22 protein-coding genes and 1 pseudogene are annotated in these 26,935 nt (G+C 46.7%); 13 read left to right on the top strand and 10 right to left on the bottom strand.

Annotation, left to right across the window (positions count from 1 at the left end; translation table 11 throughout):
- The first annotated feature begins 37 nt into the window (after positions 1–37).
- A complete protein-coding gene (locus ACFQ3W_RS19175; protein WP_379320841.1) occupies positions 38–5,650 on the top strand; it encodes an S-layer homology domain-containing protein in 5,613 nt (1,870 codons plus the stop codon).
- Positions 5,651–5,702: 52 nt separating this feature from the next.
- On the top strand, positions 5,703–7,130 hold the full coding sequence (locus ACFQ3W_RS19170) for a GH32 C-terminal domain-containing protein (RefSeq protein ID WP_379320840.1): 1,428 nt from the start codon (positions 5,703–5,705) through the stop codon (positions 7,128–7,130).
- A 76-nt stretch (positions 7,131–7,206) separates the two neighbouring features.
- Here the strand turns inward: ACFQ3W_RS19170 and ACFQ3W_RS19165 are convergent, their stop codons facing one another.
- From ACFQ3W_RS19165 to ACFQ3W_RS19140, 6 genes are all read right to left on the bottom strand, one after another.
- A complete protein-coding gene (locus tag ACFQ3W_RS19165; protein WP_379320839.1) occupies positions 7,207–8,205 on the bottom strand; it encodes a LacI family DNA-binding transcriptional regulator in 999 nt (332 codons plus the stop codon).
- A 49-nt stretch (positions 8,206–8,254) separates the two neighbouring features.
- Complete coding sequence (locus tag ACFQ3W_RS19160; RefSeq protein WP_379320838.1) at positions 8,255–9,343, bottom strand: glycoside hydrolase family 172 protein; 1,089 nt, start codon at positions 9,341–9,343, stop codon at positions 8,255–8,257.
- Positions 9,344–9,362: 19 nt separating this feature from the next.
- Positions 9,363–10,196, bottom strand: a complete 834-nt coding sequence (locus ACFQ3W_RS19155; RefSeq protein WP_379320837.1) for a carbohydrate ABC transporter permease — start codon at positions 10,194–10,196, stop codon at positions 9,363–9,365.
- 1 nt (position 10,197) lies between these two features.
- Entirely contained in the window at positions 10,198–11,073 is an 876-nt protein-coding gene (locus ACFQ3W_RS19150) for a carbohydrate ABC transporter permease (RefSeq protein WP_379320836.1), read from the bottom strand.
- Between the two features lie 101 nt (positions 11,074–11,174).
- Entirely contained in the window at positions 11,175–12,524 is a 1,350-nt protein-coding gene (locus ACFQ3W_RS19145) for an ABC transporter substrate-binding protein (RefSeq protein ID WP_379320835.1), read from the bottom strand.
- Between the two features lie 68 nt (positions 12,525–12,592).
- The gene (locus ACFQ3W_RS19140; protein ID WP_379320834.1) at positions 12,593–14,056 is read right to left on the bottom strand and encodes a GH32 C-terminal domain-containing protein; all 1,464 of its coding nucleotides are present in this window, start codon (positions 14,054–14,056) and stop codon (positions 12,593–12,595) included.
- A gap of 196 nt (positions 14,057–14,252) precedes the next feature.
- Here ACFQ3W_RS19140 and ACFQ3W_RS19135 point away from each other — a divergent pair, with 196 nt between their 5' ends.
- A complete protein-coding gene (locus ACFQ3W_RS19135) occupies positions 14,253–15,131 on the top strand; it encodes an ROK family protein (protein WP_379320833.1) in 879 nt (292 codons plus the stop codon).
- A gap of 410 nt (positions 15,132–15,541) precedes the next feature.
- Here the strand turns inward: ACFQ3W_RS19135 and ACFQ3W_RS19130 are convergent, their stop codons facing one another.
- Complete coding sequence (locus ACFQ3W_RS19130; RefSeq protein ID WP_379320832.1) at positions 15,542–16,114, bottom strand: TetR/AcrR family transcriptional regulator; 573 nt, start codon at positions 16,112–16,114, stop codon at positions 15,542–15,544.
- 244 nt (positions 16,115–16,358) lie between these two features.
- Here ACFQ3W_RS19130 and ACFQ3W_RS19125 point away from each other — a divergent pair, with 244 nt between their 5' ends.
- The 7 genes and pseudogenes from ACFQ3W_RS19125 (at position 16,359) to ACFQ3W_RS19095 (ending at position 21,203) form a co-directional block, all read left to right on the top strand.
- Complete coding sequence (locus tag ACFQ3W_RS19125; protein WP_379320831.1) at positions 16,359–17,249, top strand: NAD(P)H-dependent flavin oxidoreductase; 891 nt, start codon at positions 16,359–16,361, stop codon at positions 17,247–17,249.
- A 300-nt stretch (positions 17,250–17,549) separates the two neighbouring features.
- The gene (locus ACFQ3W_RS19120) at positions 17,550–17,975 is read left to right on the top strand and encodes a MarR family winged helix-turn-helix transcriptional regulator (protein ID WP_379320830.1); all 426 of its coding nucleotides are present in this window, start codon (positions 17,550–17,552) and stop codon (positions 17,973–17,975) included.
- Positions 17,976–18,107: 132 nt separating this feature from the next.
- A complete protein-coding gene (locus tag ACFQ3W_RS19115; protein WP_379320829.1) occupies positions 18,108–18,326 on the top strand; it encodes a hypothetical protein in 219 nt (72 codons plus the stop codon).
- A gap of 117 nt (positions 18,327–18,443) precedes the next feature.
- Positions 18,444–18,605: pseudogene (locus ACFQ3W_RS19110) on the top strand (MFS transporter); the annotation flags it as partial.
- A 59-nt stretch (positions 18,606–18,664) separates the two neighbouring features.
- Positions 18,665–19,444 carry an NADPH-dependent F420 reductase gene (locus ACFQ3W_RS19105; RefSeq protein ID WP_379320887.1) on the top strand — a complete coding sequence of 260 codons (780 nt, stop codon included), beginning with the start codon at positions 18,665–18,667 and terminating at the stop codon, positions 19,442–19,444.
- Between the two features lie 126 nt (positions 19,445–19,570).
- A complete protein-coding gene (locus tag ACFQ3W_RS19100; RefSeq protein ID WP_379320828.1) occupies positions 19,571–19,729 on the top strand; it encodes a hypothetical protein in 159 nt (52 codons plus the stop codon).
- A 925-nt stretch (positions 19,730–20,654) separates the two neighbouring features.
- A complete protein-coding gene (locus ACFQ3W_RS19095; protein WP_379320827.1) occupies positions 20,655–21,203 on the top strand; it encodes a CueP family metal-binding protein in 549 nt (182 codons plus the stop codon).
- Between the two features lie 2 nt (positions 21,204–21,205).
- Here the strand turns inward: ACFQ3W_RS19095 and ACFQ3W_RS19090 are convergent, their stop codons facing one another.
- The gene (locus ACFQ3W_RS19090; protein ID WP_379320826.1) at positions 21,206–21,598 is read right to left on the bottom strand and encodes a MerR family transcriptional regulator; all 393 of its coding nucleotides are present in this window, start codon (positions 21,596–21,598) and stop codon (positions 21,206–21,208) included.
- Positions 21,599–21,717: 119 nt separating this feature from the next.
- Between ACFQ3W_RS19090 and ACFQ3W_RS19085 the strand changes: the two genes are divergently transcribed.
- Positions 21,718–22,569, top strand: coding sequence for an aldo/keto reductase (locus ACFQ3W_RS19085; RefSeq protein WP_379320825.1), 852 nt, complete (start codon positions 21,718–21,720; stop codon positions 22,567–22,569).
- A 91-nt stretch (positions 22,570–22,660) separates the two neighbouring features.
- Here the strand turns inward: ACFQ3W_RS19085 and ACFQ3W_RS19080 are convergent, their stop codons facing one another.
- Positions 22,661–23,575 carry an AraC family transcriptional regulator gene (locus ACFQ3W_RS19080; protein ID WP_379320824.1) on the bottom strand — a complete coding sequence of 305 codons (915 nt, stop codon included), beginning with the start codon at positions 23,573–23,575 and terminating at the stop codon, positions 22,661–22,663.
- A gap of 359 nt (positions 23,576–23,934) precedes the next feature.
- Here ACFQ3W_RS19080 and ACFQ3W_RS19075 point away from each other — a divergent pair, with 359 nt between their 5' ends.
- On the top strand, positions 23,935–25,317 hold the full coding sequence (locus ACFQ3W_RS19075; RefSeq protein WP_379320823.1) for an MATE family efflux transporter: 1,383 nt from the start codon (positions 23,935–23,937) through the stop codon (positions 25,315–25,317).
- Positions 25,318–25,376: 59 nt separating this feature from the next.
- Here ACFQ3W_RS19075 and ACFQ3W_RS19070 read toward each other — a convergent pair whose 3' ends face one another.
- Complete coding sequence (locus tag ACFQ3W_RS19070) at positions 25,377–26,138, bottom strand: SDR family oxidoreductase (protein WP_379320822.1); 762 nt, start codon at positions 26,136–26,138, stop codon at positions 25,377–25,379.
- A gap of 176 nt (positions 26,139–26,314) precedes the next feature.
- Between ACFQ3W_RS19070 and ACFQ3W_RS19065 the strand changes: the two genes are divergently transcribed.
- Positions 26,315–26,935: a TetR/AcrR family transcriptional regulator gene (locus ACFQ3W_RS19065; RefSeq protein WP_379320821.1), complete on the top strand. Its 621-nt coding sequence runs from the start codon at positions 26,315–26,317 to the stop codon at positions 26,933–26,935.

Raw genomic sequence — 26,935 nt, 5'->3', positions numbered from 1 at the left:
TTTTTCTGAAGTGGGAAATCACGAAGGAGGATTGTTAATGAGAAAAGAAAAAATGAGAGGACACGCGTTTGGCAAGGCGGTTATATGGACTCTGGTTCTTCAGCTTATGGCTCCCGTGATTCCGGCCGCGGCCGATTCCGATGGGATGGAAACGCACGCGTCTTTGGCTGAAGTGAAGACAACGGTTACGGATGCAGTATATCAAATCGAGAATTCGGGATTTGAAACCGGAGATTTGACGGGATGGACGATTGTCGAAGGCGAAGCGTTCGGCTCGGATAGCGTCTCGGACGAAACAACCTGGTGGGCGGAAGAAATCCCCTATAACCAGGAAGGCGCTTATCATCTAAATGGGTGGAAATATGCTGAATCTGCGACAGGCACGCTTCGTTCCAGCACTTTCGAGCTGGGCGGCAGCGGCTGGATCAGCTTCAAGCTTGGCGGAGCAAAAAATCCTGACAAAGTATATGTAAATATCGTAGAAGCTGATACGGGTCAAGTTATTGCCAGATACGGTAACAGTGCTTTCGCAGACGTTGGCTTCCCAAATCCCGCTCAGGGCATGCGGCTTGCCAATATGGAGCAGTATAAGGCGGATCTTTCCGAACATTTGGGCAAGAAGCTGTATGTGGAAATCGTCGATCATGCAACCGCGGATTGGGGGCTGATTTTTGCGGACGCCTTCTTTATGTACCATGAATCCGAGCCAACTGAGGGCATTGTTGCTAAAGATATCAAGCCGGACTTCCAACGCCATCAAATTGTAAACCCCGGCTTTGAAACCGGAGATTTGACGGGATGGACGATTGTCGAAGGCGAAGCGTTCGGCCCGGATAGCGTCTCGGACGAAACAACCTGGTGGGCGGAAGAAATCCCCTATAACCAGGAAGGCGCTTATCATCTAAATGGGTGGAAATATGCCGAATCTGCGACAGGCACGCTTCGTTCCAGCACTTTTGAGCTGGGGGGAACGGGGTGGATTACCTTTAGACTGGGCGGAGGCAAACATGAGGATCAAGTTTATGTGAGCGTCATCGAAGCAGATACGGGAAAGATGATTGCCCGTTACGGCAACAGCGAATTTAACGAGTCCGGGTTCCCGGATCCCGCGCAAGGTATGAGACTCGCCAATATGGTCCAGTATAAAGCCGATCTTTCCAAGCATATCGGCAAGAAATTGTATCTTGAGATCGTCGATCATGCAACCTCGGATTGGGGCCTGATTTTTGCGGATGCCTTCCGTACCTTCCATGAAATCGTTCCGGAAGAAGGGGTTATGGCGGATAACATGATCCCGACTGAAATCACGAATGCCGGTTTTGAAACGGGAAATTTCGATGGCTGGACGGTTGAGGGAAATGCGTTTCAAGTGACCGATGAAGCTCATGCGAGCAAAGAAGGAGACTTCTATGCAAAATCTGCCCTGGAAGCTCAGGGCTCCATCACCTCGAATACTTTCACGCTCCGGGGAAGCGGAACCATTAGCTTTACGATTTTGGACATTTCAAAACCGGAGGACGCCTATGTCGAACTTTATGATGCCGTCAGCAACACGTTGCTTAAGAAAACGGGGAATGTCCGCGCAAATGAGAAAATCACATGGAACGTGCAGGAGTACTACAACAAGGAACTTTATGTAAAGGTCGTTGACCGGTCTGATCAAGCCGGCATTGCCGTTGACGATTTCCAAGTACGTGGTACGGGTACTATATTTTACTTGGATCTTAATGAAGGCGCAGGAAAGAAAACGTTGGATGGAGTACGTAAGCTTGAGCATGATGTGAACTATGTATTTAACAACGCCAGATATATGGACTCCAAGGATCCGAGATGGACTCCCCGCGGGGTGAAGGGCGGGGCCTTATTGTTCGATGGATATTCGAACTATATTGAGGTCAATGCCAAGGATACCGTGCCTGTAAACGATGCGTTAACCATCGAAGCCTGGGTCGCTCCTCGCAGCTATGAATGGGGAGACGGAAACAAACTGTCCGCCATTGTGAATCAATCCGATCAGGATAAAGCGGAAGGTTTTGCTCTTGGAATGTACCGGCACGGTACATGGTCGATGCAGGCCGGGATTGGCGGGCAGTGGATTCAGGTATGGGTAAAGGACCACCCATTGGAAAAATACAAGTGGAATTATGTTGCCGCTACTTTCGACAAAAAAGATGGAATGATCAGGTTATATCTAAACGGAGAGGAAGTGGCTTCCCAAGCAACCCCCGTTAACGTCCCAATCACACCATCCACGGAAAGCCTGATCATCGGAAAAAACAATAAACCGGTCGAATTGGCAGGGCTGTTTTCCTACAATATGTTCAGCGGTCTTATCGATGAAGTGAAACTGCACAACAAAGTCCTTACGACCGAAGAGGTACTCGCTGAGTATGAGAGCGTGAAGGCGCTCCATGGCGGTTTGGTTCCGGAAATTCCGAATGGGGACATTGATGAGGACCCAAGCGTGTTTGACGGAGATCAGCACCGTCCCCAGTATCATGCAATGCCTCCGCAAAACTGGATGAATGAAGCGCATGCGCCCATTTATTATAACGGCAAATACCATTTGTTTTATCAGCATAACCCGCAGGGGCCATACTGGCATCAAATCCATTGGGGGCATTGGATAAGCGACGATATGGTGCACTGGGAAAATGTAAGGCCGGCCCTTGCGCCCGAAGCGGGCACTCTTGACCCGGACGGCGTGTGGTCAGGTAGCGCGGCGTATGATCGAAACGGCAATCCCGTACTGTTCTATACCGCCGGCAACGACTCCAAGTCGCCGAACCAACGAACATCAATTGCAACCCCAGCCGATTTGTCCGATCCCGATTTGGAGCAATGGGTGAAATACCCCGAACCGGTAACGGAACAGAAGGGGATCGGTATTCATAACGAGTTTCGCGATCCGTTCGTTTGGTACGACGAAGAGACGGATAAGTGGTATCAATTAGTGACTTCCGGCCTTAAGGACTTCAGCAGCGGCACGGCATTAGTGTATGTATCCGACGATATGTACAACTGGGAGTATAAGGGGCCTTTATACGTTAGTAACAGAACACTCTATCCGGAGTTGGGCACGGTCTGGGAACTGCCGGTATTATTGCCGTTAGGCAAGGATAGTAAGGGCCAACAAAAACATATATTCCTGATTAATCCGCATGAAAAACCGGAGCATGTACCGCCGGCGAACGATGTGCAAAGAGATGTTGAGGTTTTTTATTGGATTGGGACCTGGGATCGGGAGAATTTCAAGTTTATCCCCGATCAGGAGGCTCCCTCCAAAATGGATCTAGGCGATGGTTACTTAACCGCAGAGAGCGGTCTGGTCACGCCTGACGGAAGAACGGTCGTATTCTCCATGGTGCAAAATGTAAGAACACCGCAAGCAGAATATCAATCCGGATGGGCTCATAATTTGGCATTGCCGGTTTCCTTGAGCCTGGATGAGGATGATCGATTGCATATTGAGCCGATTCAAGAATTGCAGAGTCTGCGAGGAAATAAATTGGTTGATTTTTCGGAGAAAAATATGGAAGACGCAAATCAATTGATCCAGAATGTGAAAGGCGACATGCTGGAGATTGTGATGGAAATAGATCCCCGTGAGGCTCAGAAATTTGGAATCAAGGTACGGCGCTCCGACAATGGCCAGGAAGAAACGCTGATTTACTATGACAAGACAAACGGAACTTTCAATGTGGATCGCACCAAGAGCAGTATCGACCCGGATGTGCGCGTGGACGGCATTCAAGGCGGATACGTTGATCTGAACGGAGAGAACCTGAAACTCCATATTTTCCTCGATCGCTCGGTCATTGAAGCTTTTGCCAATTACAAGAAAAAGCTGACAACCCGAGTTTACGTAGGCAGATTTGACTCCTTGGGCTTGCAGGTTTGGGCCGACAAGGATATCACAGTCAAATCGATGGAAGTATGGGAGATGAATGCTTTAACGGGTGAACCTGCTGCTCCGGTCGATGTGCCTGAGAATTGGGATAACTCAGTGTATACCGATATTACAGATCTGCCTAATCATGATTTTGCTACAGGCGACTTAACGGGCTGGATAACGGAGGGAGACGCCTTCCAGGACGTCCATGTGACCGATACCCAGTTCTTCTGGGATAACATTTACTTTAACCCGTCGCAAAATATTCCGGGCGGTTATCATTTGTGGGGCTTTAACGAGCAAGCCGGGGGCGACAGCTTAACGGGAACGCTGAGGTCGCAAAATTTCGTCCTCGGGGGGAACGGCAAGATCGACTTTCTGATCAGCGGCGGCCGGGATATAGACCGCTTGTATGTTGCTTTGGTCCGGGCATCGGACGGCAAAGAATTGTTTAAAGAGACGGCGACCAATTATGAGGAATATCAGCGGAAAATTTGGGATGCTTCGGATTATATCGGCGAGGAGCTTTTCATTAAGGTGGTTGACAAGGCCACAGGCGGTTTCGGACATCTTAACGTCGATGATTTTAACGTGCCGGTACAGGTAAAGAAGGGGAACGTTCCAACTGACTCCGTCACTTCCAATACCCCCAGGAGCACTTCGGTTACCCCAAGCAAGCAGAACATTCAGAGCAGCTTGTCATTCGAAATGGCTGAAGGGGAACGGCAATTGCTGTTCCCTGCCGAAATGGCGGCAAACGATGGCAAGAACGCTTTGAAGATTAATAACAAGGACGCAGAGATTGAAGTTCCCGCCGAGGTACTGAAGGAGTTGCTGGACCTGGTTACGAGCGATGAACTTGAACAGGCGCAGATTTCTTTTGAAATGGGGGTGTTCACTTCAGATCAAATCAAAGAACTCCTTACACGTGTCGAGCGCAAGTATAAAGCCGACATATCGGCTGCAGGCGGGGTCTATGACTTCAAATTGTCTATTGTGAAGGGCGATGGAACAACTCTGCAGCTTAAGAAGTTCTCCCATCCGGTCACTTTAAGACTGAATGCAAGGGAGGGTATTAGCCAAGATCTGGTAGGTGCCTATTTCATCTACGATGACGTCAGCCTGGAGTATGCGGGCGGAGCATTTTCAAGTGATAAGTTGACTGTAGCAGTGAACCATTTCAGCAAATGCGCTGTTCTCAACTATGACAAATCGTTTGAGGATGTTAAAGCATCGTATTGGGCGCATGATGTGATTAAGAAAATGGCTGCCAAACAGATGGTTAACGGTGTAAGCGATATGACATTCGCACCGAAGCAAAATGTGACCCGTGCCGAATTTACCGCAATGATTACACGGGCCTTCGGCATGCAATCCTCACAGCAGACCGCATTCAAGGATATTGATTCCACGAAGTGGTACGCTCCTTCCATTGCGGCTGCAGTTGAGGCGGGAGTCGTTACCGGAAAAAGCACGGATACTTTTGCACCAGAGGAAACCTTGTCTCGGGAAGAAATGGCGGTTATGATTCGCAATGTATATCAATACCAAACAGGACAAAGCATTGAAGCAAATGAAATAATTGATTTTAATGATGCGGATACCATTAGCGGTTGGGCCAAAAAAGCAGTTTCTTCTTTGCAAGCGTTAGGCTTAATCAATGGCCGTGGCAACCAATTATTCATGCCGCATGAAAAAATGAACCGTGCGGAAAGTGTGCAGACCATCTCGCAGATATTGGATAAGATTAATAAATAGATGGTCTGGGAGAACGTATATGCCACTTAAATCTTAAGGGGGAAATCATCGGATGAGAGAATTTTTCTATCGGCCGGAGAACGCTTGGGTCGGGGACGTTATACCCTATTATGAGGACGGGGAATTCAAGTTATTTTACTTGCACGGTTGGCGGGAGAACTACCGGGAGGGGCTGGACCATGGCTGGTATTTGGTCGGAACGAAGGATTTCGTGAATTATCGGGCAGAAGGAGCCTGTAAAATCGAAGGCGGCACTGGCCATATTTTGAAAGTGGACGGGATCCACCATATGTTCTACTGCATATTTCCTCCGGGCAAGCAGCTGGTCTGCCATGCGGTCAGCAGCGACTTGAAGACCTGGGAACCCATTCCGGAGCATACATTTGCCGCGGATGACCGCATCTATGAACTGTCGGATTGGCGCGATCCGTTTGTGTTCTGGAATGAAGAGGAGGGCCAATACTGGATGCTGCTTGCGGCGATGGCGAAAGGCCCAACAAACCGAAAAGGGTGTACTGCGCTGTTATCATCCAAGGATCTAAAAACTTGGGAGTACCGCGAGCCTCTATATGCGCCGAATTTGCACGTAGGGGCCCATGAATGTCCTGATTTATTCCGGATCGGGGATTGGTGGTACTTGATCTATTCGTCTTATACGGGACGGTTTGCGACCTTCTACCGGATGAGCCGTTCCCTTGAGGGCCCGTGGCTGACTCCCGGGGAGGATACCTTCGACGGCCGGGCTTTCTATGCGGCCAAATCCGTGTCGGACGGGCAAAAACGCTATTTGTTCGGGTGGAATCCTACGAAAAACGACGATTTATTCGGTTGGAACCCGCCGAAATCCTGCGGCCAGGACTACCATACCTGGGATTGGGGCGGGAATCTGATCGTCCATGAAATCGTTCAGCGTCCTGACGGTACGCTTGGTGTAAAAGTGCCGGATACGGTGGATGCGGCATTTTCGCAGCCGCTACCCATACAATACCAAGGGATTGCGGGAGAGTGGAGAATTGCGGATCATTCTCTCTCGTGCGCCTCGCCATATGGCTTTGCTGGCTGCACGAGCCGGGAAGAACTGCCTGAGCAATGCAAGATTTCAGCCAGCGTCTCCTTCTTCTCCGGGCAGACTCAAGGGGTTGGGTTGATGCTCCGAACTGAAGACACGTTGGATGAGGCCTATTACGTTACCCTGGAGCCACAGCGGAATCGACTTACTTTCCGCGGGAAGATCATGCAATCGGAAGAGGGCGGGAAGACGTTCCCATATGAGGTAGAGCTGGAACGTCCGATTGAGCTGATTCCCGATCGTCCTTACGAAATCAAAGTGTTTATAGATGGATCAATTTGCGAAATTTACGTGGATGCGAACATAGCGATGAGCGCCAGAATGTATGATATCCCGCGAGGGAAGCTTGGCATGTTTGTCAGTCAAGGCCATGCTGAGTTTTGCAATGTGCGAATTGAGGCCAGAGGATAAGGCAAAAAGATCGAGCAGGGGATGTATGAATCCTTGCTCGATCTTTTGTATAGTCTGCCCGAAATACGTTCGTATATCAACTGGTGCGCCGAACCATCAATTCCGTCGAAAATACTTCTTCGACCGGCGCGATCGGCTTCCCGTCGGACTCGATGGACTCGATCATCAGTTTGGACGCGGCATCGGCCAATTCGTTGATAGGGTGGCGAATGGTCGATAAGCTCAGCAGCTCCGAGACGGTTGGCATATCGTCGATGCCCAAAACGGCGAGTTGTTCCGGAACGGCCAAGTTCAAATCTTTGCAAGCCTTTAAAGCCCCGATGGCGGAGATGTCGTTTAAACAAAACAACGCTTGGGGCAGTTGGTTGTTTCGGTCTAGGTTAACCACGGTATCGTAACCGAATTTCTCCGTCATGTCCCCCGTCATGACCGTCGTCAGCTTGCCATGTTGCTGTAGGGCTTCGCTGGCTCCGTTCAGCCGGTCGTCAAATCCGGGGACGTGCCCGTGCGGATACGTCAAAATGATCAAATTGTCATAGCCGCGAGATAACAAGTGGTTCACCCCGGTTTGGCCGCTCTGATAGTCATTGACGCGCAGCACGTGCGCTCCGTAGGATAAATTGTGGCGACCTACCGTAATGACCGGTACATTGAGATTCATCAATTTCGGCATGAATTTTTCCGTTTCCATTGTTGCCTTGACGATGATCCCGTCGACCATCTGGATGTTCATGAAGATTTCTTCAAAGTCCAGCAGGATGATTTTGTATCCCAAGGCCTTTAACTGCTGCTTGATGACTTTGGCAAAATGGAGAAAGTATAAGTCCTCAAAGTAACCGTCTCCGTCATAGACGCTATCGGATAAAACAAGCCCAATCGTATGCATTCTGCCGGTAATAAGGCTTTTGGCGACTGGGTTCACTTGGTAGCCTAATTTCTCGATCGAGAGACTGATTTTTTCTTTCGTCTCCACGCCCATTTTTTGAAAGTTGCCGTTCAGGAAATGGGAGACCGTCGCGGGCGATACGCCCGCGTCTTTGGCGACTTGAACTAAGGTAACCCTTTTATTCGTCATATTCAAACCTCTGTTTCTTTATGAATTGCGACGTTTCTGTTCCTCTTGATTAACGCGGACGTCTTTCCAGCACGCCGGGGAGTTCGGGAAACGCTTGATGCGGTTCGGTCTGATACCAGTAGCATACGGAACTCACGTCGTCGCTTCTTTCGAACAACGCCTTGCCGTCATGTCCGATCTGTTGAACGGTGATGCGTAAATCCTCTTCGAACAAAATGGGATCAAGTATATGCCAACGATAGAAGCCGCGCATCGGACAAGCCGCTCCATCGTAAATATGCGATCTGGTGTCGTCCTTCACTTGGAAATGTGGGAAACCCATGAAGGGAGTGGAATAGGTTTGTTCCTGCACCGGGTTGCCGTTGTCGGATTTCACGAAACCCCAGGCGCCGCCGAAGTAATCCTCCGTACCCGTGCCGCAGATCGTTGGCCAATCCCGGTCGCCGTCGAGGTAAAATTTCACTTCTCCTTCGCCGTACCAGTAGCGGGACAGGGAGGTCCAGGCCATATAGGTGCCGACATATTTCCCTCTTCCTTTAATTCCATCAATAATTGTATAATCCTGCTTGAGCTTGGTCGGATTTTCCCGGCGGAATTGGGCGTGAAAATATTCCGTATCCTCGGCGAGTTCATCGACCAGCATATAGTCAAACTGGTAGAAAAACGCTTCGATCTCCTGAGGGTGTTCATTCGTAATGGTTACTTTGGCGGATTTTCTGAAGGGCATCGCGAAGTAACTGTTCATGCCGCCGACCGGATTGACCACAATCGGCATGGAGTTGACGACCGCTCTGGCACCGAAGCCGTTGCAAAAGAAATCGCCTAATGGAACTTCCACCGACGGGGATTCTTCGCCGTCCCAATACATCCGCAGCACCAGGTCGCGCAATACGAACCAGCCGGATTCGGTTTGATCGGTCACGGTCATCCAGATGTGCTGGATGATGCCGGGGCCTTCGATATCGACGAGCGTCGCGGTTTCGCCCTCAGCCAACGAGATGAAGGCTTTGCCTTTCCGGGCGACGCCCAAGGGACCGGCGGCTTTCCCGCCTTCGCCCTTCAGGCCGCGCGGATTTTCTGCGGTGATCGCTCTGCTTTTTCCTTTCATTCTGCCAAAAAGTTGATTCATCGATTGCATGGTGATCTCTCCTTGTCTCTTATCCTTTTACCGCACCGTCCGACACGCCGGCCATCACGTATTTGTTCAGGAATAGGTACGTTACGATGATCGGGATGATACTGATGCAGATGGCCGCAAACGTCTGGCCCCAATCCGTCGCGCCGAACGCCCCGATAAATTCCTGAAGCCCGACGGCAATCGTTTTGTATTGCTTGTCGTTCGTAAAAGTGTTGGAAAAAATAAAATCATTCCAGATGAAAATGAAGTTGATCGAGGCGACCGTGACCGTCGTGTTGATGGTCAGCGGCGAAATGATTTTATAAAACACCTGATAAATGTTGCATCCGTCGATGACGGCGGCTTCGATCAATTCACCCGGCACGTAGCTGTAAAAGCTGGTAAAGATCAAAATCGACAACGGCAGGGCAAACCCGACTTGTGGCAGGATCAACGCCAAGTAGGAGTTCAACAGCCCGTAGTCTTTGTACATGATAAACAACGGAATTAGGGTGACCTGAATCGGGATCATGATGCCGACCGTAAAGAACAGCAGCAGCTTCGAATTCAATTTGATCTTCATTTTGACGAGGGCAAAACCCGCCGTTGCGCTGAGGAAGACGATTAGTACCAAGCAGCTGAAGGTCACGATAGCGGTATTTTTGATATACAGCAGCAGATCGCTTTCCCGGAACACGGTGGCATAGTTGTCGAACGACCATACCTCAGGCAGCGAGAAGGGGCTTGTCGTCAATTCGATGCTCGATTTGAAGCTGGACAACATCAGCCAGACGACCGGATAGATTTGCACGATCAGGATCGCGATCACGATAAAATAGAGCAGGAAGGACAAAGCTGTTTTTTTGGATTGCATCTTACGCTTCTCCTTTCCTGGAATTGAAAAGGGTCCGGATAATAAGTACTGCAACAAGGCTTTCGATGACGATAAAGACGGCGATTGCGCTACCGTAACCGTATTGGATGGTGGAGAACGCTTTTTTGTACATATAGGTCGTCACCAGCTCGGTGGTCGAACCCGGCACGCCGATGATATAAGGGATATCGAAGCCGCGCAGTGCCCCGGTGGTGCACATGATCAGCGCCAGGCTCAGCACATGCTTGATGCTCGGCAACTTGATATGACGGATCAACTGCCAGCCGTTAACGCCGTCGATGGTGGCGGCTTCCTCGATTTCTTTTGGTATGGCGATCAGCGCCGCGTAAAAGATAACCATGTACATCCCCGTAAAGCGCCAACCTTCGGGAATGGATACGGCGATCAATGCAGTATGCGGGTCGGATAACCAGGCGTTTTGCAGATGACCGAGTCCGATCCATCCTAGGAACATGTTGAGGAGACCGAGTGGCTGCAGGGAATAGAAGTTCCGAAACATCTGGGCGATCGCAACTGTGACCACGACAGCCGGCAAGTAATATAGCGTTCTGAAAATGCCAGCTCCTTTTTTGACGTACGAGAGCAATAGCGCGAAAAACAACCCGATGAAAACTTGCATCAGTACGACGATGACGACGTATACCAAATTGTTTTGCACGGAGTTCCAAAAGTAGGGGTCATGAAACATTTTGATATAATTGCCCAGCCCGATATATTTGGCGTCCTTGATGCCGTTCCAATCTTGAAAACCATAATTCAGCGACTGAATGATCGGGACAAAGACGGTTCCCAAATAAAAGAGCAGGGCGGGAGTGATAAAAATCAACCATGCCTTTTTATCCTTTAGTACATTCATGTGGAATCTCTCCATTGATTCAGATTGAAAACTTAGGATGAAAGGTCCCCACCCGGACCTTAAAGGGCCGGGCAGGGGGACAGTTTGTCTGAAGGTTACGGCTAATTGCTGGCGTTTTGGGCGATGGAGTCGTCGACTTGTTTGGCGAACTCTTCCGGAGTCATGGCTCCCATGGCCAGTTTGATGATCAAATCGCTCATGACGGAGTTCGTATTGGCGTCCAACAACGTATCCCAAGGCTTGGCAAATTCCGAACCATAGTTATCCATATCCTTTTTGATGCGCAGGAACAGTTTGGAGAACTTAGACTCGTCTTCAATCGTGAATTTCAGCGGGGACATCTGTTGTTTAGCCACGTAGACATCGCTGTAGTTCTTCAGGACGTAACTTAGGAAATCCTTAGCCGTTCCTTCGAATTTGCTAGCGGTGGCGGCCAGGCCGATCCCGCTGTTTCCAAAAAACTCGTTCTCTGGCGTTTTGGCGCCTGTCATGGTCGGCAGGTAGAAATAGTCGACGTTCCCCTTCATTTTATCCGGCAGATTTTCGTCCACGAAGGACGGAATTTCCCAGGTCCCCATCTGGTACATGGCGGCTTCGCCGTTAAGGAACATGTTTTTGGCGGTCGTGTAATCCGTTGTGGCGAAACCTTGCTGGAAGTATTGACCGATGTCGGAGACGAAATTCGCCGCTTGCATACCGACTTTGTCGGTCATTTTGGCTTTGCCCTGGCTCAAATTACGGGCAAATTCGTTTCCCGTCGCGCGGAACGGAATCATCGCCGCATAGCGCAGCACGGGCCAGACATCCACGCCGTCTACGGCGATCGGGGTGATGCCTTTGTTTTTAAGCACCTTGCTGACGGCAAGCATATCGTCAATCGTTTTGGGTACGTCAAGGTTATTTTCCGCAAAAATTTTCTTGTTGTACCAAGTCATCTCCAGATGGTATTCCAAAGGGAGGAGGTACAGGCGTCCGTCGGGCAGCTCCTGGTATTTCAACGCCGGTTCATAGAACTTATCGTACAAACCTTGCTCGTCCAGGAACTGCTTCATGTCGACGAGCTTGCCGGCATCCGCCAGTTCCTGCGCGTACGGATCGGCATCCGTATCGATAAATTCCGGAACCTCGCCGGAAGCGACGAGCGTTCTCAGCTTGGTCAAGTACGAAGGTCTGTCCGCCGTTACTTGAATATCCAACTTGAAGCCGGGATGATCTTGAGCATAGCGGTCCGCCAGTTCCCGAACGGTTTGAATGATCGCACCGTTCTCCGGTCGGGCCGTCAACCAGGTGATCGTTTGGCTTGTGTTCCCCTCGGACGAATTCCCCTGTTTTTGCGCGTCGCTCTCGGCGTTTTTGTTCGCCGAGCCGCCGCAGCCCGCGAGAGCGGTTGCAAGTAAGGCGGAGATGACGATAAGAGAGAAGACCTTTGACATTTTTCTGCTTCTAGCCATTTCTAAACCCCTCCATTTTGTCTTATATAATTAAAAATCTGCTTGCAGATTTTTAATCCAGAAACGGATCAACCCATGGCCGTGATTTTCAGCTTGACCTCGTCGATCGTAACGGAACCTTCATTGGCATAAAAACCGAGATGGCCGGTTTTGAAGTTGTAGATCCGCGTGGTCATCGCGACCATGTCATTGACGTAAAGGCACAAGATATCGTCTTCCAAAATCAGCTTCACGTTGATCCGATCGTGCTCCGCGAAGCGGAATGGACGCTCCAGCTCGATCATTTGCGGTTTATCGCCAGCAATTTGCCATTGAAAGAAACCGGGCTCGGTTCTTGGCCACATATCGAACGCGATGCGGTTGTGGAACGGATCGAATTTAATGAAATAACCCGTATCGAGCACTTTGTCGGTGCGCAGCGCGATGCCGAAATCTTTCGCCTCATTCCAGACCGTAAACGAGGCTTCGATCAGGACTTGGGAAGGCAGTTCATTCAAGACCCGGTATGCCAGTCCATCGGGAGATGCCAATTCGAAGCGACTGCCGTCATGGCGGCAGTTGTTCTCCGCTTCGGGAATGAGGTCTATCTCGGTATTAAAATGCTCATAGATCGCTTGAGGCATCCTGACTAGGAGATCGCCACCATCGTTTTGATAAACCTCATGCACGACCAAGGTTCCGGCCCATTCCCAGTCGCCGTAATCGCTCGCATCTTTCTTGGAAGGCACCCAGCCGAAAGCGTATCTCTGCCGTCCGTCCGAGGCCGTTTTCGCCGCGTAAAATCCTCTGCCGTCAAAGGTGTCCGGGACCGGGGAAGTGTATACGCCCCCGATGCTTTTGCTCTTTTTGTAATGCGTCACGAACTTCTCGCTGAACGTCGAGTAGACCAGGTAGTGCCAGTCTCCCATTTGAAAATAGTCCGGACATTCCATCGTGATGTACTTGTCCGGGCTGTAAAACGGCTCCTGATAACGCCAATGTACGAGATCCTCGGAAGTGAGGAGGGCAATGCACCCTCCTTTCTTCTCGGAGGAGTTCATTAACCTTGAGGTGACGAGCATCCAGTACTCTTGCCGTTCTTCGTTGAAAAACACGAACGGATCTCGCCAATCGAACTTCTCATAAATGACCCCATCTCCATAAAGCTTGAAATTTACATCCTTCATCCAGTTGATACCGTCGGTACCAGTGGCCTTTAATATAACTTGTAAGGGCTTTCCATTTACGCAAAACTCGGGGTTAGGATTATGTCCGGTGTAGAACAGGTGATAAATGCCGTTTTGGTCCTTAATCACTGAACCGGTATAAGCGTTTCGGTCCGGATCGGTTTCACTGCCGTTTGGCAGAACTGTTCCGTAATCTTCAAAATCCAAGCCGTTTTTGGTGGTGATTAGGTTCCACGTCGTATGATTCCCGTAATCGCCGCCGACTCTTTGATCATGGAGATAGTATAGCTTGTACTCTCCATTGTCATAGAACGGGATTACGTCTCCAACCCATCCGTCTTTCGGTTTGTAAAATACTTTTTTCATCTTGTCATCTCCATTTAGTAAAACGTTTTACAAAAACATAATAACATAATTTATTATCTTGTCAACGTTTACATTATTGATTATAACAAGTATATGGTTAAATATTTTGCAGTCAAAAAAGTTATTATAGTAAAACGTTTTCCAACATAGTAAAATAAATATGGAAGCACTTACAGTTGAAGAGGAGGAGTTAACTATGCGAATTGGCGCGATTGAAGCGGGAGGCACGAAATTCATATGCGGGGTCGGGAATGAAAAGGGAGAAATTCTCAAACGGATCAACTTTCCGACGGAGGCGCCGGAAAAAACGCTAGAGCAAGCGGTTGCATTTTTTCGGGACAAGGGCGTTGAAGCAATCGGAATCGGGTCCTTTGGACCGATCGACCTGGATCGTTCCAGCCCTGCATACGGGCGGGTGACCACGACGCCGAAATCGGGATGGGCAGGGTTTGACTTCGTTGGGTATATGAAGCGCTTTTTCCCGGTGCCGGTCGGTTTCGACACCGATGTGAACGCAGCGGTCTTCGGCGAGGCGAAGTGGGGCGCGGCCAAGGGACTGGATAGCTGCGTTTACTATACGATCGGGACGGGCGTCGGCGTGGGGGTGTACGCGGAAGGCAAACTGGTGCATGGCCTGGTCCATCCGGAAGGGGGGCATGTCTTAACTCGGCGGCATCCGGAGGACAATTTCAAAGGGGCATGTCCTTTTCATGGCGACTGCCTGGAGGGGATGGCCAGCGGACCTGCGATCGAAAAACGCTGGGGAGTGAAAGGAAACGAATTGCCGGACGACCATAAAGCATGGGAGATGGAAGCTTACTATCTGGCCCAGGCCCTTACGGGAGTGATTCTGTTGCTATCGCCGAAAAAAGTGATTCTCGGCGGCGGTGTCATGCACCAGAAGCAGTTGTTCCCGCTGGTCCGCAAGCAAGTTGCCCAAAACTTAAACGGATACGTCGCCTCCCCGGCGATTCTTGATGATATGGACAATTATATCGTTCCTCCGGTTCTGGGGGACAACGCCGGTTTGTGCGGGGCGCTGGCGCTGGGAATCACCGCCGTAGAACCGAAATAGAATGTGGTGAACGGTAACTTGATTTCAGCCTTATTCCCCTTAATCTATAATGGAACGTAACCTTCGACACTCCACAAGTGTGAAGTTTTAAATGTTTTCCTTAGGTGGCGCAAAACCGAGGAGCATCTTGATTAGATACTGGCTCAGTTGAACGGGAATCCATAACTGGGAATAAGGCGTGACAACGGACGATCTCTTGAATAAAGAGGGGCTGCGGCCTCTCTTTATTTATTACTGGCTTTAGCCAGTTGAGCTCGCACAGCGTGCGAAACAGAAAACTATCCTCTGGCTTATAGCCTTAGAGCAAACCACCTGTCAAACGGGTGATTTTGTTTCCCGATGTAGGACAAGAACTTTCATTGATTGCCGAAGTCGGCACTATTGTTCAACTGAGGGACGGGCAGGATGGTTCAATGATACTCCCCCGAAATATATGGAATAGCATACCGAATATTTTGTTCAGCAGACAACGTACTATTTTGCATCAAATCCATTGTTGCTCCAAAGATGCTTGTGCTTAACACAGCCGCACCAACTTTAATGGATTCCGGATCCGAATTTTTACTTTGGTTTTGCAAAAGAGCCTGAAATAATTTTTCTAATTCATTATTTATTTTAGATTCGAAAACGTTACTAAATGATTGAATACTTCTCTTGCACTGGGAAGTTAATTCTTTTCCGAAATCTGTCTGAAACTTTATCAATAACATGAAAATGTTGACCATTGTCTCTTTATTTAAAGCGTCAAAATTCTTTAAGCAACCACAGATTCTTTCAGTAATTACCTCAGAAATGGCATATTCCATCAATTCATATTTATTCTCGAAATGAGCATAAAAAGTGGCACGATTCACAGTAGCTCCGTCAGTTATATCCTTAATTGTTATATCCTTGAAATCCTTGTTATTAGCTAGATTTGCAAACGCGTCGACTAAGAGTTTTCTTGTTCGGATTATACGAGGGTCAACTTTTTTATCGAACATAATCATTTCTCCTCTCCTTACATAAGCAACAAATTTATTAATGTGTTGCTTAAGCCATAATGGGGCATCATTGATGATTGAATAATAATCGAACTTCATGCAAAATCAACTATACAACTTATGTTGCATATATTAAAAAATTGTCGAATCGTTAGTTGAGGGGGAAGATTCATGAAGTAGTTTCTATCTTGCTTAGCTTTCAAAAAAATTAACAAAAAAAACAAAAATGGAGGTGTTAACTATAATGAACAGAGTAACAGATATTCTAGGGATCAAATATCCGATCATTCAAGCACCTATGTCTTGGGTGACATCAGCCGAATTGGTCGCGGCTGTATCGAATGCTGGTGGCATGGGGACTCTAGGTCCAAATGCAGGGCAAAATACGGTAGCTAATGGACCGGAAGAAAGTGCAGAGCGTTTAAGAACTGAGATTAAAAAAACGAGAGAGCTTACGGATAAGCCCTTTGGGGTGAATTATTTCCCACCTGGTATTGGTTCGGGAGAAAACCCTTATGGAGAAGCACAATTAAAGGTTCTTATTGAGGAAAAAGCAAGAACTCTTGTTGTAGTTGGCGTGGCAAATGAAAAAGATATTAAAAGATTAAAGGAATTAGGTTTTACAATTGTTTTCAGGGAACTGCATCCAACAGTTTCAGGAGCCAAGGCGGCAGAAAGAGCGGGCGCTGACATCATTGTTGCGACTGGTTTTGATGAAGGAGGTTCAACGCCAAACATCCCAGTTGGAACGATGACAGTCGTTCCCATGATTGTTGATGCAGTTAATATCCCAGTTATGGCAACTGGAGGCATTTCAGATAAGCGAGGGGTAAACGCCGCTTTTGCATTAGGCGCCGAAGGCGTTTACTTGGGTACAAGATTTATTGCATCTGTTGAATCGCCTGCGCACGACAATGCGAAACAGGATATTATTAAACACGGTACTGAAGATTTAGTCCTTCTTCGTACCGGTCATGGTGGTTACTGGCGTGCAACTCCACATTCGGTTGCTTTAGAGGCTCAAGGATTAAACGATAACCAAGTGCATAGCAATTTTGCAAAAATAGGGAATTTAAAGACGGCCATGTTAGATGGGCAGCTTGAAGAAGGAATCAACACGTATCCAGTTTATTAAAGAGATTAAAACATGCGAAGAAATCGTAAATGAATTAATGGCAGATATCATCTTAGTAAGTTAAGGAATAGTTTCGAGTTCGTTTTGTCCCTCCGATGCAATTTTCAGGCTGATGATTAAGCTAATGAGAACGATAGCTCAAAATATACAACGGCAATCGGCAGATGATCGTTGCCGTTTTCCGTTAAAGTGATGGGCAGTAATTGGAAAATGAATTATCGAAAGTTGACTGCTATTTACAACAGTGATATATTTAGCTTGCTAAACAGATATTTCAAAGGGTAAAGGCTGAGAAGCAAAATGGAGACAAAGGTTGACTGTGAGATACGTGAGTTGTTCGATAAACTTTCGGCTAGAATGAGACGAGATTACAGCGAAAGTCTCAGAGAACTGAACTTATATGTCGGACAAGATAATTTACTCTACCGCTTATGGTCAGGTGACGGAGTAACACAAATGCAGCTAAGCGAATATTTGAATTGTGAGCCTCCCACCATAACCAATATGGTTAAATCACTTGAACAAAACGGATTCATTTATCGTAAGCGTGATGAGAAAGATGCACGTGTTATGCGTATTTTTCTAACCGAAAAGGGTAAAGAGCTTGAAGAGCCAGTTCGTATCATATGGCAACAGCATCAAGAAAAGCTGCTAAAATCGATTTCATCGGAAGAACGGCTACTTTTAAGACGGCTTATGAAGCAAATGGAGAGTAATATGTTTTAAGCCGTTCTCCTTTTTAGATTTTATTTAGCAAGCTAAATAAAAAATAGTATACTAACAAAATAGATATTAAAAATTTGATTATTTGTTTAGTAGGCTAATTAAATTAGATGTAGAAGGAGGGAAATTTACGATATGGACAAAATCCAGCCTATAAATCTGCAAGGGAATTATTATGCATCTCGTGGCCCATTGCCAATCCCACCCTCCGAGCAAGGTCAACCCGTTATATTCCAAGCAGGCGGAGGGAATGAGGGATTGGAATTGGGGGGAGGTGATGATATCAAGGTGTATACAGGTTTTATGTTTTCCCTAGTCTCAACGGAAGAAGAAGCTTTGGAACGGCGAAGATAGCTTATGAGTTTTAATCCTGAGGAGATTCCAAGTAGGGTAAGTTACCTTGGTTCCATGGTTGGTTTGCCACTATCGGTGAACACGGTAGATATTGATCAACCTTTAGCAACTGATTAATGGCTTGTTATTCCCGGACTCGTTATCGTTACAGTCATGTTATGGTTCTTTACAACCCTATCCCCTACTTCTTCAGTGGCATTTATCATTGCTTTGCATATCGGGCTCACGGTTGGTATAGCCATGATTTGGACGCCAGCTCAAACGAACGGGCTGAATCAATTCAAAACAATTAAATCATAGCTCATTAAAGATATGAAGGCAGCCGACCAGAACGATCGCTGAGGCAAAATAACTCTTCGAATAGGATAATAATTAGGAGGAAAGAAATGAGATTTGGAATTATAGGTGCAGGACCCATCGGGTCAAATATTGCAAAAAAATTAGTTGAGAATGGACATGATGTCAAAATTGCAGATGCTCGCGGGATTGAACGGCTAGAAGGAAAAGAACTTGCAGGAATCCCCGTGAGTGTAGAAGATGTAATTACAAATATTGATGTTCTTATCATATCTATCCCTTTCCACGCACTGCCAAGCATTCGAAACGTTATAGATCAAGTTGGGGAGGAAGTAGTCGTTGTAGACACTTCAAATTATTATCCTCAAAGAGACAATAAAATTGAAGAAATCGAGAACGGGATGGTTGAAAGTGTTTGGGTTTCAAATCAATTAGGCAGACCAATTATTAAAGCTTTCAACAATTTATTAGCCTATACTTTAGAACATGAAGGAAGTCCCGAAGGTACTAGCGGACGCATTGCCATAGCGATTGCCGGTGATGACCTATCGCATAAACAAAAAGTCATGGGAATAGCCAACGAGCTGGGCTTCGACACAGTAGATAATGGTTCTTTAAGCGACTCTTGGAGACAGCAGCCAGGAACTCCTGCATACTGCACAGAACTAACAAAAGAGGAACTAATTATAGCATTAAAAAAAGCAAATAAAGAAAAAGCCCCATTCCTACGGGATAAGGCGATAGAGAAGCTATCGACGGCTAAAGGCGGATATTCACATAAAGAAATTGTTAATCTAAATAGAGAAATATATTATTCCTGAGCAAGTCTGATGAGTTTTAACCTACAAAACGCTCCTCTTGACTCCTGTATTGTTAAACAGATAAAAGAGAGGGATAACCGAACGGCAATCTGCAAAATTCTGGAGATTCCAGGTGGGTTCCACCGAATGACTGTAGATGATGTTGCTGAGTGCGCCCGGTTTGCCAATGCCGCGGGAGCTTTGGCTACGGCGAAAAAAGGCGGGATTCCGGCACTCCCGGATAGAGCAACTATCGATAGGTTTTTTAGGAAATTAAAATATAGGAATAAGAAGAGGTTCTTTTGAGTGTTTCCAAAAGTGACCATCTGATAGAATCAAGCTTCAGGTGGTCATAAGTATATTATTATAAAGGCTAAGAATTACTATTAAAAATCAATCCCCAAGTAGATGTGGGGTCCTTCGTGATTCTTTATTATTAGGTTGTAAATTAAAGAATCAAGGAGGAAGCAAAAATATGACCACACAATTATGGATTCAGATAGCAATCATTTTCGCGTATTGCTATACACTCAATTAGGAGTAAAGAAATTAATTTTCGTCGACTCATCTTACCGACTGCAATAACGGTATATCTAGGTTATAAGTACTTGAAATCTGTGTCTATAGATGGAATTTGATCTGGTCGTATTGTTCCTTTGTGCTGTATTAGGAGCCTTTCTTGTGGATTGTTGATCATAGTATCAACAGTTTAACAGGATGCTTCCGAACAGTTCTTTACTCAGGCTGGGATTTATAATAACTCTTATTGCTTGGATTGGGTTAGTTGTGATCAGATTTGGGATTAGCTTTGCCTTCAGTGGGTTTGCACCTGCCGGCTCTTCCTATCGAGTCATGTGGATTTTTGGGCTGGCATGGCTGTTGCTTTCGGGACAAGGAGCTATTTTCTTCAGAATCGTTTTCCGAAAATTGGGTATATTTGTGTAAGGAAAGAAGACAGTGACGTAGAAATCGGTGATGTTAGTATCTCTAGAAACATTCTAGGTTGGAAAAGGGCTACTCCCAAAGAAGAGTAGTCCTTTCTATTAACTTAGATTTACAAATTTCATTCATAAGTTCGGTCATGACGGTGATAAGCAGCGAAGTTTCTATGGCGCCTGACTTGCCGACTTTTCGAAGTCACGAGTTCGTTTTTTATCGCAATATCATCTATGCTATAATCTTGTTTATTCGATCCATTCAAATAAATTAAACTGTACGAAAGGGGCCAGGCATGAAACGAACCACGATTTTGGCGGTAGTCGGCGGCATTGCGATTGTCGCGTTAGGAAGCTTTTTTCTATTAACGGGAAACGCCGATAAAAAAACAGAGTCGAATGCGCTAGCTCCGCAGAGCATCAAACAGATGGTCTACGATTATAGCGTAGGCAATCTGAGCGGCAAGTCCGCCTCCATCACGTCACATCAACTGATCGTAGACGGCGAAACGGCAGATTCGAAGAGCTATGCTCTGCCCAAGGACGAATTTTTCGTATCTATCGCACCGTACGTCAAACAGACGCATCCTTGCGAAATCCATAGTTTAACCGGCTGCCAAGGCGAGATGACGGAACAGAAATTCCAGGTGAACATCACCGATGCGAAAGGCAAAACCGTACTGGACCAAACAATGACGTCCCAATCCAACGGGTTTATCGACCTGTGGCTGCCGCGGGATCAAACCTATCGCATCACCGTGGGCCATGACGGAAAAACGGCCGAATCGGAAATTTCCACGTTCGAAAATGATAAAACGTGCATTACAACATTACAGTTGAGTTAATCTCACCATTTACCGGGATTCGTATCGTCCGGGAGTGCTTGCTGGATAATGTCTAGATAGTGATTGGCCTTATCTTCCATATATTTTACTCTCTGCTTCGCTTCCTCCAACTGCGCCAGAGCAGCGGCTTTTTGCTCCAATATCATTTCATACCGTTTCTGAATGGTCGAATCGCCTTTCAAGCATAAATTTACATAGGTTTTGATGTCTTTCACCGACATGCCGCATTGTTTCAGATATTTTACGCCTGTGAGCCAATTAATAGATTCATCGTCGAACAGACGATTATTGTTTTGGTCTCGCTGTATGCTGGGTACGAGTCCCTGATCCGTATAGTAGCGAACGGTATGCTCGGTGAGATCCAGCAGTTTTGATACGTCTTTCACAGTATACATGGGAGCCCTCCTCGAATGAATTCTCCGAATCTCTTGACTTCGAGTAACTCGAAGGGAATAGACTCATACTATAGCCCAAGTGAGCTGAAATTGTAAATGAAAAAATAGGAGGACTCCATATGCAAAAAGTAATCTTGAACAATGGTGTTGAGATGCCGATCCTCGGCTTTGGTGTGTATCAAATTCCCGATGCGATGGAATGTGAACAAAGCGTTTACGATGCCCTGATGGCCGGCTATCGTCTGATTGATACCGCTGCAGCTTATCAAAATGAGGAAGCGGTCGGTAGAGCGATCAAACGGAGCGGCGTGCCACGGGAAGAAATATTTGTGACTACCAAACTCTGGATTCAAGACGCCGGCTATGAGAGCGCAAAGCAAGCTTTTGCTAAATCACTGCAAAAATTGCAACTGGATTATTTGGATTTGTACCTTATTCATCAGCCTTTTGGGGATGTATACGGTTCTTGGCGAGCGATGGAGGAGTTGTATCATGAGGGGAAAATCAGAGCGATCGGAGTTAGCAACTTCCAAATGGATCGCCTGGTGGATTTGATGATTCACAATAAAGTAACTCCAGCCGTCAACCAGATTGAGACGCATCCTTTCAACCAGCAAATCGAAAGCGCCAAGTATATGAAAGAAAACAGTGTGCAGATCGAATCGTGGGGACCTTTTGCTGAAGGAAGAAATAACATCTTCCAGAATGAAGTTTTAGTGTCCATCGCCGAGAAATACAATAAATCCGTTGCCCAGGTGATTTTACGCTGGTTGACCCAAAGAGACGTCGTTGTAATTCCAAAATCGGTTCATAAAGAAAGAATCATCGAGAACTTTAATATTTTTGATTTTACCTTAAGCGGAGAGGATATGGAGTGTATTGCTGCATTGGATACGAACAAGAGCTTGTTCTTCTCCCACAACGATCCTGAAATGGTGAAATGGCTGGGCAATGCAAAATTTGAGAGTTAATCCTCATTAAGAAGCGGCAACCTGAGGCTTTACTTAAGTCCAGGTTGCCGCTTTTGTATTTGCGTTAAAGCTGTTTTCGTTATGGTGAGCCTTATACGTTAATTCTTTGGTCGTATTTTTCCGTCAACCGCTTAATGTCTGTTCTTGGCGGATAACCGAACATACGGGCATATTCACGGCTGAATTGGGACGCACTTTCGTAGCCTACCCGGTAAGCGACATCAGCAGCATCCGTTAATTCGGATAGCAAGATACGTCTGGCTCCCTGCAGTCTAAGCTGTTTTTGAAATTGAATTGGGCTCATCGCGGTGACTTCTTTAAAGTGTCTGTGGAACGAGGAGACACTCATATTCGCGATTTCTGCAAGCTCCCCAATGCGCAAGGGCTTATCCCAATGTTTGATGATTTGTTCGATTCCTTCTCTGATTCGGTAGGTGCTGCTCCCTTCCATAGCGATTTGCGCTAGCGCAGCCCCATATTGCCCTTGCATAAGCCTGTACAAAATTTCTTTTTTGTAGATGGGGGCCAGGTACGGGATATCTTTGGGATGATCCAACAATCGGGTTAATCTGTGGACCGCATCCAAGATGGATGACTCGATTTGACCGACAAATAGCGCCCGTTTCGCATTTTCCTTCGGTGGAATTTGAATTTCCGAGTCGTTGATAACCTCTAATATTTCGCTTTGAGAGAATTCAAGCTTGATGCTTAAGTACGGCACATCGGAAGATGCTTTAATCACTTGGCCCATCACTGGCAAGTCCATAGATGCTAGAAGGTAGTCATCGGGACCGTACTGATAGCGTTCCTGTGCCAGCAGAACCTCTTTCAAACCTTGGGCTATGATACATAAAGAAGGCTTGTACACTCTGTATACGGGTTCGGTTATGTGAAAGCTTCGAATAAAAAATAAAGAAGGTATGGCGGTCTCCCATACTCCATCTGCGGTCGTATGACGCTTGATCACGTCAGCCAAATCACTCTGCCGGCTACTTAGTTCAGCCATAGGCTCCTCCTTATTACGATAATCTTTGTTCAATTATAGGGCTTCTGCGTTCAAGATGTTAGTGGTAGTAAGAGGATTAGGCAATGATTTAAGACAATCGGGATAACGGTTTTTTTATGGTTTGTCTCATAATGATCTTATGTTCTTAGGCAATAACGACAGCTTTGATGAAGCAAAACAAGCTTCGTAATTTAGTCTGAAAGCTAGGATGATCCAATGGAATATGTAAAGCTTGGTCACAGGAAGATTTGGTTGTAAAGTTAGCTGAATTGCCGGAAATGGAGGTTGCCGCAGTTTAGGAGTAAACAAACCTGAATAAGGTTAATGACACGAAATAGCACCTTAAGGAATGTGGTTATATGGAGCAGATAGAAGTTAGAGAGATAGGTATAGGGAGAGCAGGGAAAAGCAGCTATTTATTTTCAAACCGGGATTTGTTCAAGCTGTTTCTTCCGTTGATGGTTGAGCAACTGCTGGAATTTTTGGTCGGACTGGCCGCATCCATTATGGTGGCATATGTTGGGGAGGCTGCGGTGTCCGGGGTTTCCCTCGTGGATTTTATCATGGCGCTGCTGATTAATTTATTTGCTGCGCTGGCTACAGGCGGTGCGGTCATTGCCGGACAATATATGGGAAAGAAGCAAATGAAAGAGGCCCGCGAAGCGGCTAATCAGATGGTATGGTTTGTTGGCGCAATCTCCATCGTAGTTATGATAATCGTATATTTAGTAAAGCCGTTTATTTTGTATTCTCTGTTTGGGCAAATTTCCGATGAAGTACGAGGTCATGCCAATACCTATTTAATGATTGTCACGGCATCCGTACCGTTTTTAGCCCTTTACAATGTCGGAGCAGCTATTTTCCGTACGATGGGAAATTCGAAGGTGTCCATGAAGGTAGCTTTACATGTGAACGGGATTAATGTAGCCGGAAATGCCCTGTTACTTTACGGGCTTCACTTCGGTACCGAAGGGGTAGCCATACCGACCTTGATTTCCCGGATCATTGGTGCAGTTGTAATCATCCTACTCGCCATGAACCATAAACATCCGCTGTATATTGAGAAAAGTATAAAAATAAAATTTCAGTGGTCGATGATCAAGAGAATCTTGAATATCGGAGTACCGTACGGAATAGAGAACAGTCTGTTCCAAATTGGTAGAATTCTTGTGCTGAGTCTGGTCTCCACTTTTGGGACGGCGGCTATAGCTGCCAATGCCGTAGGCGGCACAATTGTCTTGTTCCAAGTTCTGCCCGGAATAGCGATTAACCTTGGACTTACTGCGGTCATAGCCAGATGCGTCGGTTCAGGCGATTACGAACAGGCAAAATATTATAATAGGAAAATATTGATTATCGTATATATCTCGCAGATAGTGATGAACGCGATAGTTTTGGCGTTGCTTCCGGTCATTTTGCATTTATATGGCTTGTCTGAAATTACGGCATCCCTTACGACGAAAATCGTGTTGTGGCACGGGATATGTGCCAGCTTTATTTGGCCGCTAGCCTATACTTTGCCCGTCACTTTCCGGGCTTCCGGCGATGCCCGGTATCCCATGGTGATCGGTATTACGACCATGTTCGTTTGCCGGATCGTCATGGCTTATTTGCTAGGTGATTACTTCCATATGGAAGTGTTTGGTACGTGGGTAGCCATGTTCATAGACTGGATCGCGCGAGCGGTATTTTTTATATATCGGTATTTCAGCAAAAAATGGATGCAATTTCGAGCCATATAGAAAGGGCGAAACACAGGGATTTACCTTGCGTTTCGCCTTTTTTCACAGCACAGAAGTCCTTATCGAGCCGTCCAACCGCCGTCCGCTTTAACAACATCACCATTGATGAAGCTTGAATCATCCGATCCCAGGAAAAGAGCGACCCGTGCGATCTCCATAGGATCAGCTAATGGCCCTTGGCCTACATCGCCGATTGCTGCCATACCGAGTGGATGCGGGGCAGTGATGGAGGATTGAATATTCGTCTTAACTCCTCCCGGTGCAATAGCGTTGCAGCGGATATTGCCGCCTTCACGACCGTAGGTGGATGCAATATTTTTCGTCAAGCCGACTAAACCATGCTTCGCCGCAACATATGCAGCGCCGCCTCTGGCACCAAACAGGCCGCCGACGGAAGCATTGTTAATGATGACGCCACCATGAGGCTGGTCTTTCATAATGTTAATGGCTGCGCGGCATGCCATGAACGGTCCCTTGAGATTAATATCCTGAAGTCGATCCCAGTGCTCATCCGTTACATCTCCGACAGGTGTAAAGTTGTCCATGATGCCAGCGTTGTTTACGAGAATATCAAGTGAACCGTAGGAAGTGACAGCGGTTTCAATCATACTCTCGACCTCAGCCCGTTTTGCCACGTTAACAATGACACCGGTCCCTTCACCGCCCGCATTTTTGATTTCTGCTACAACGTCGTTAACAGCGGATGGATTGATATCGGCTACTACGACTTTTGCGCCTTCCTGTGCATATAAAATTGCGATGGCCTTTCCCATGCCGGACCCTGCTCCTGTCACTACAGCTACTTTTCCTTGAAGTTTCATAGTTAAAACCCCCTATTATTAAACCTAAGATATTTGAATTTGAAGCAATTTTATATTATATAGTAGTAAGCACATTCTTCAATTTACATCGCGTGGCGCAATGTTCACGAATGAACGAAACGCCCGTACAACGTCTAAAAAAGCGGTGACAATATACATTAGGGAGAGGAATGTTCATGGGTGCTAAGAAGGTCAATCAAGGAGTCATTCGAACGAAAAAAGCGCTGAAAGAAGCCCTGATCGCGATCCTTAACGAGAAGGCATTGCGGGAAATAACGATTACCGAAGTCGTTACAAGAGCGGGATATACGAGGGGAACTTTTTATAAACACTATCAATACAAAGAGGATCTCCTGGATGAAATACTTCAGGAAACGGTGGATGGCTTCAAGAAAGCGTTCGAGGAGCCTTATGAAGGAAAAAGAGACCATCACGATATGCGCCGTTTATCCGATTCATCGTTAAAAATCTTTCAATATGTCTCCGAACATTCGGCGGCATTCAGTTTATTTTTGAAAGAAAAGGCCCTAGGTTTTCAGGAGAAACTGGGGGAAACCCTGCAGGAAGTTTTCCATCATGATTATGAGCTGCTGTTTCCGGAAATTCCGTCCCATATCAATCGGGAGATTCTAATCAACCAGAACGTTTTCGCTCTTATGGGAGTGATCACTTATTGGGTTCAAACCGGGTATAGATACTCCGACAAATACATGACGGAACAAGTGCTGGAGATCGCCAGGTTGACCTATCGACCGGACATTCCTAGCTGTCTTGGGTTAAAGGCCGAAATCCGATAG

The sequence above is a fragment of the Paenibacillus puldeungensis genome (assembly GCF_042678945.1).
Lineage (GTDB): Bacteria > Bacillota > Bacilli > Paenibacillales > Paenibacillaceae > Fontibacillus > Fontibacillus puldeungensis.
The sequence above is the reverse complement of the archived record's forward strand: the minus strand, read 5'-3'. Positions and strand labels throughout refer to the sequence as shown.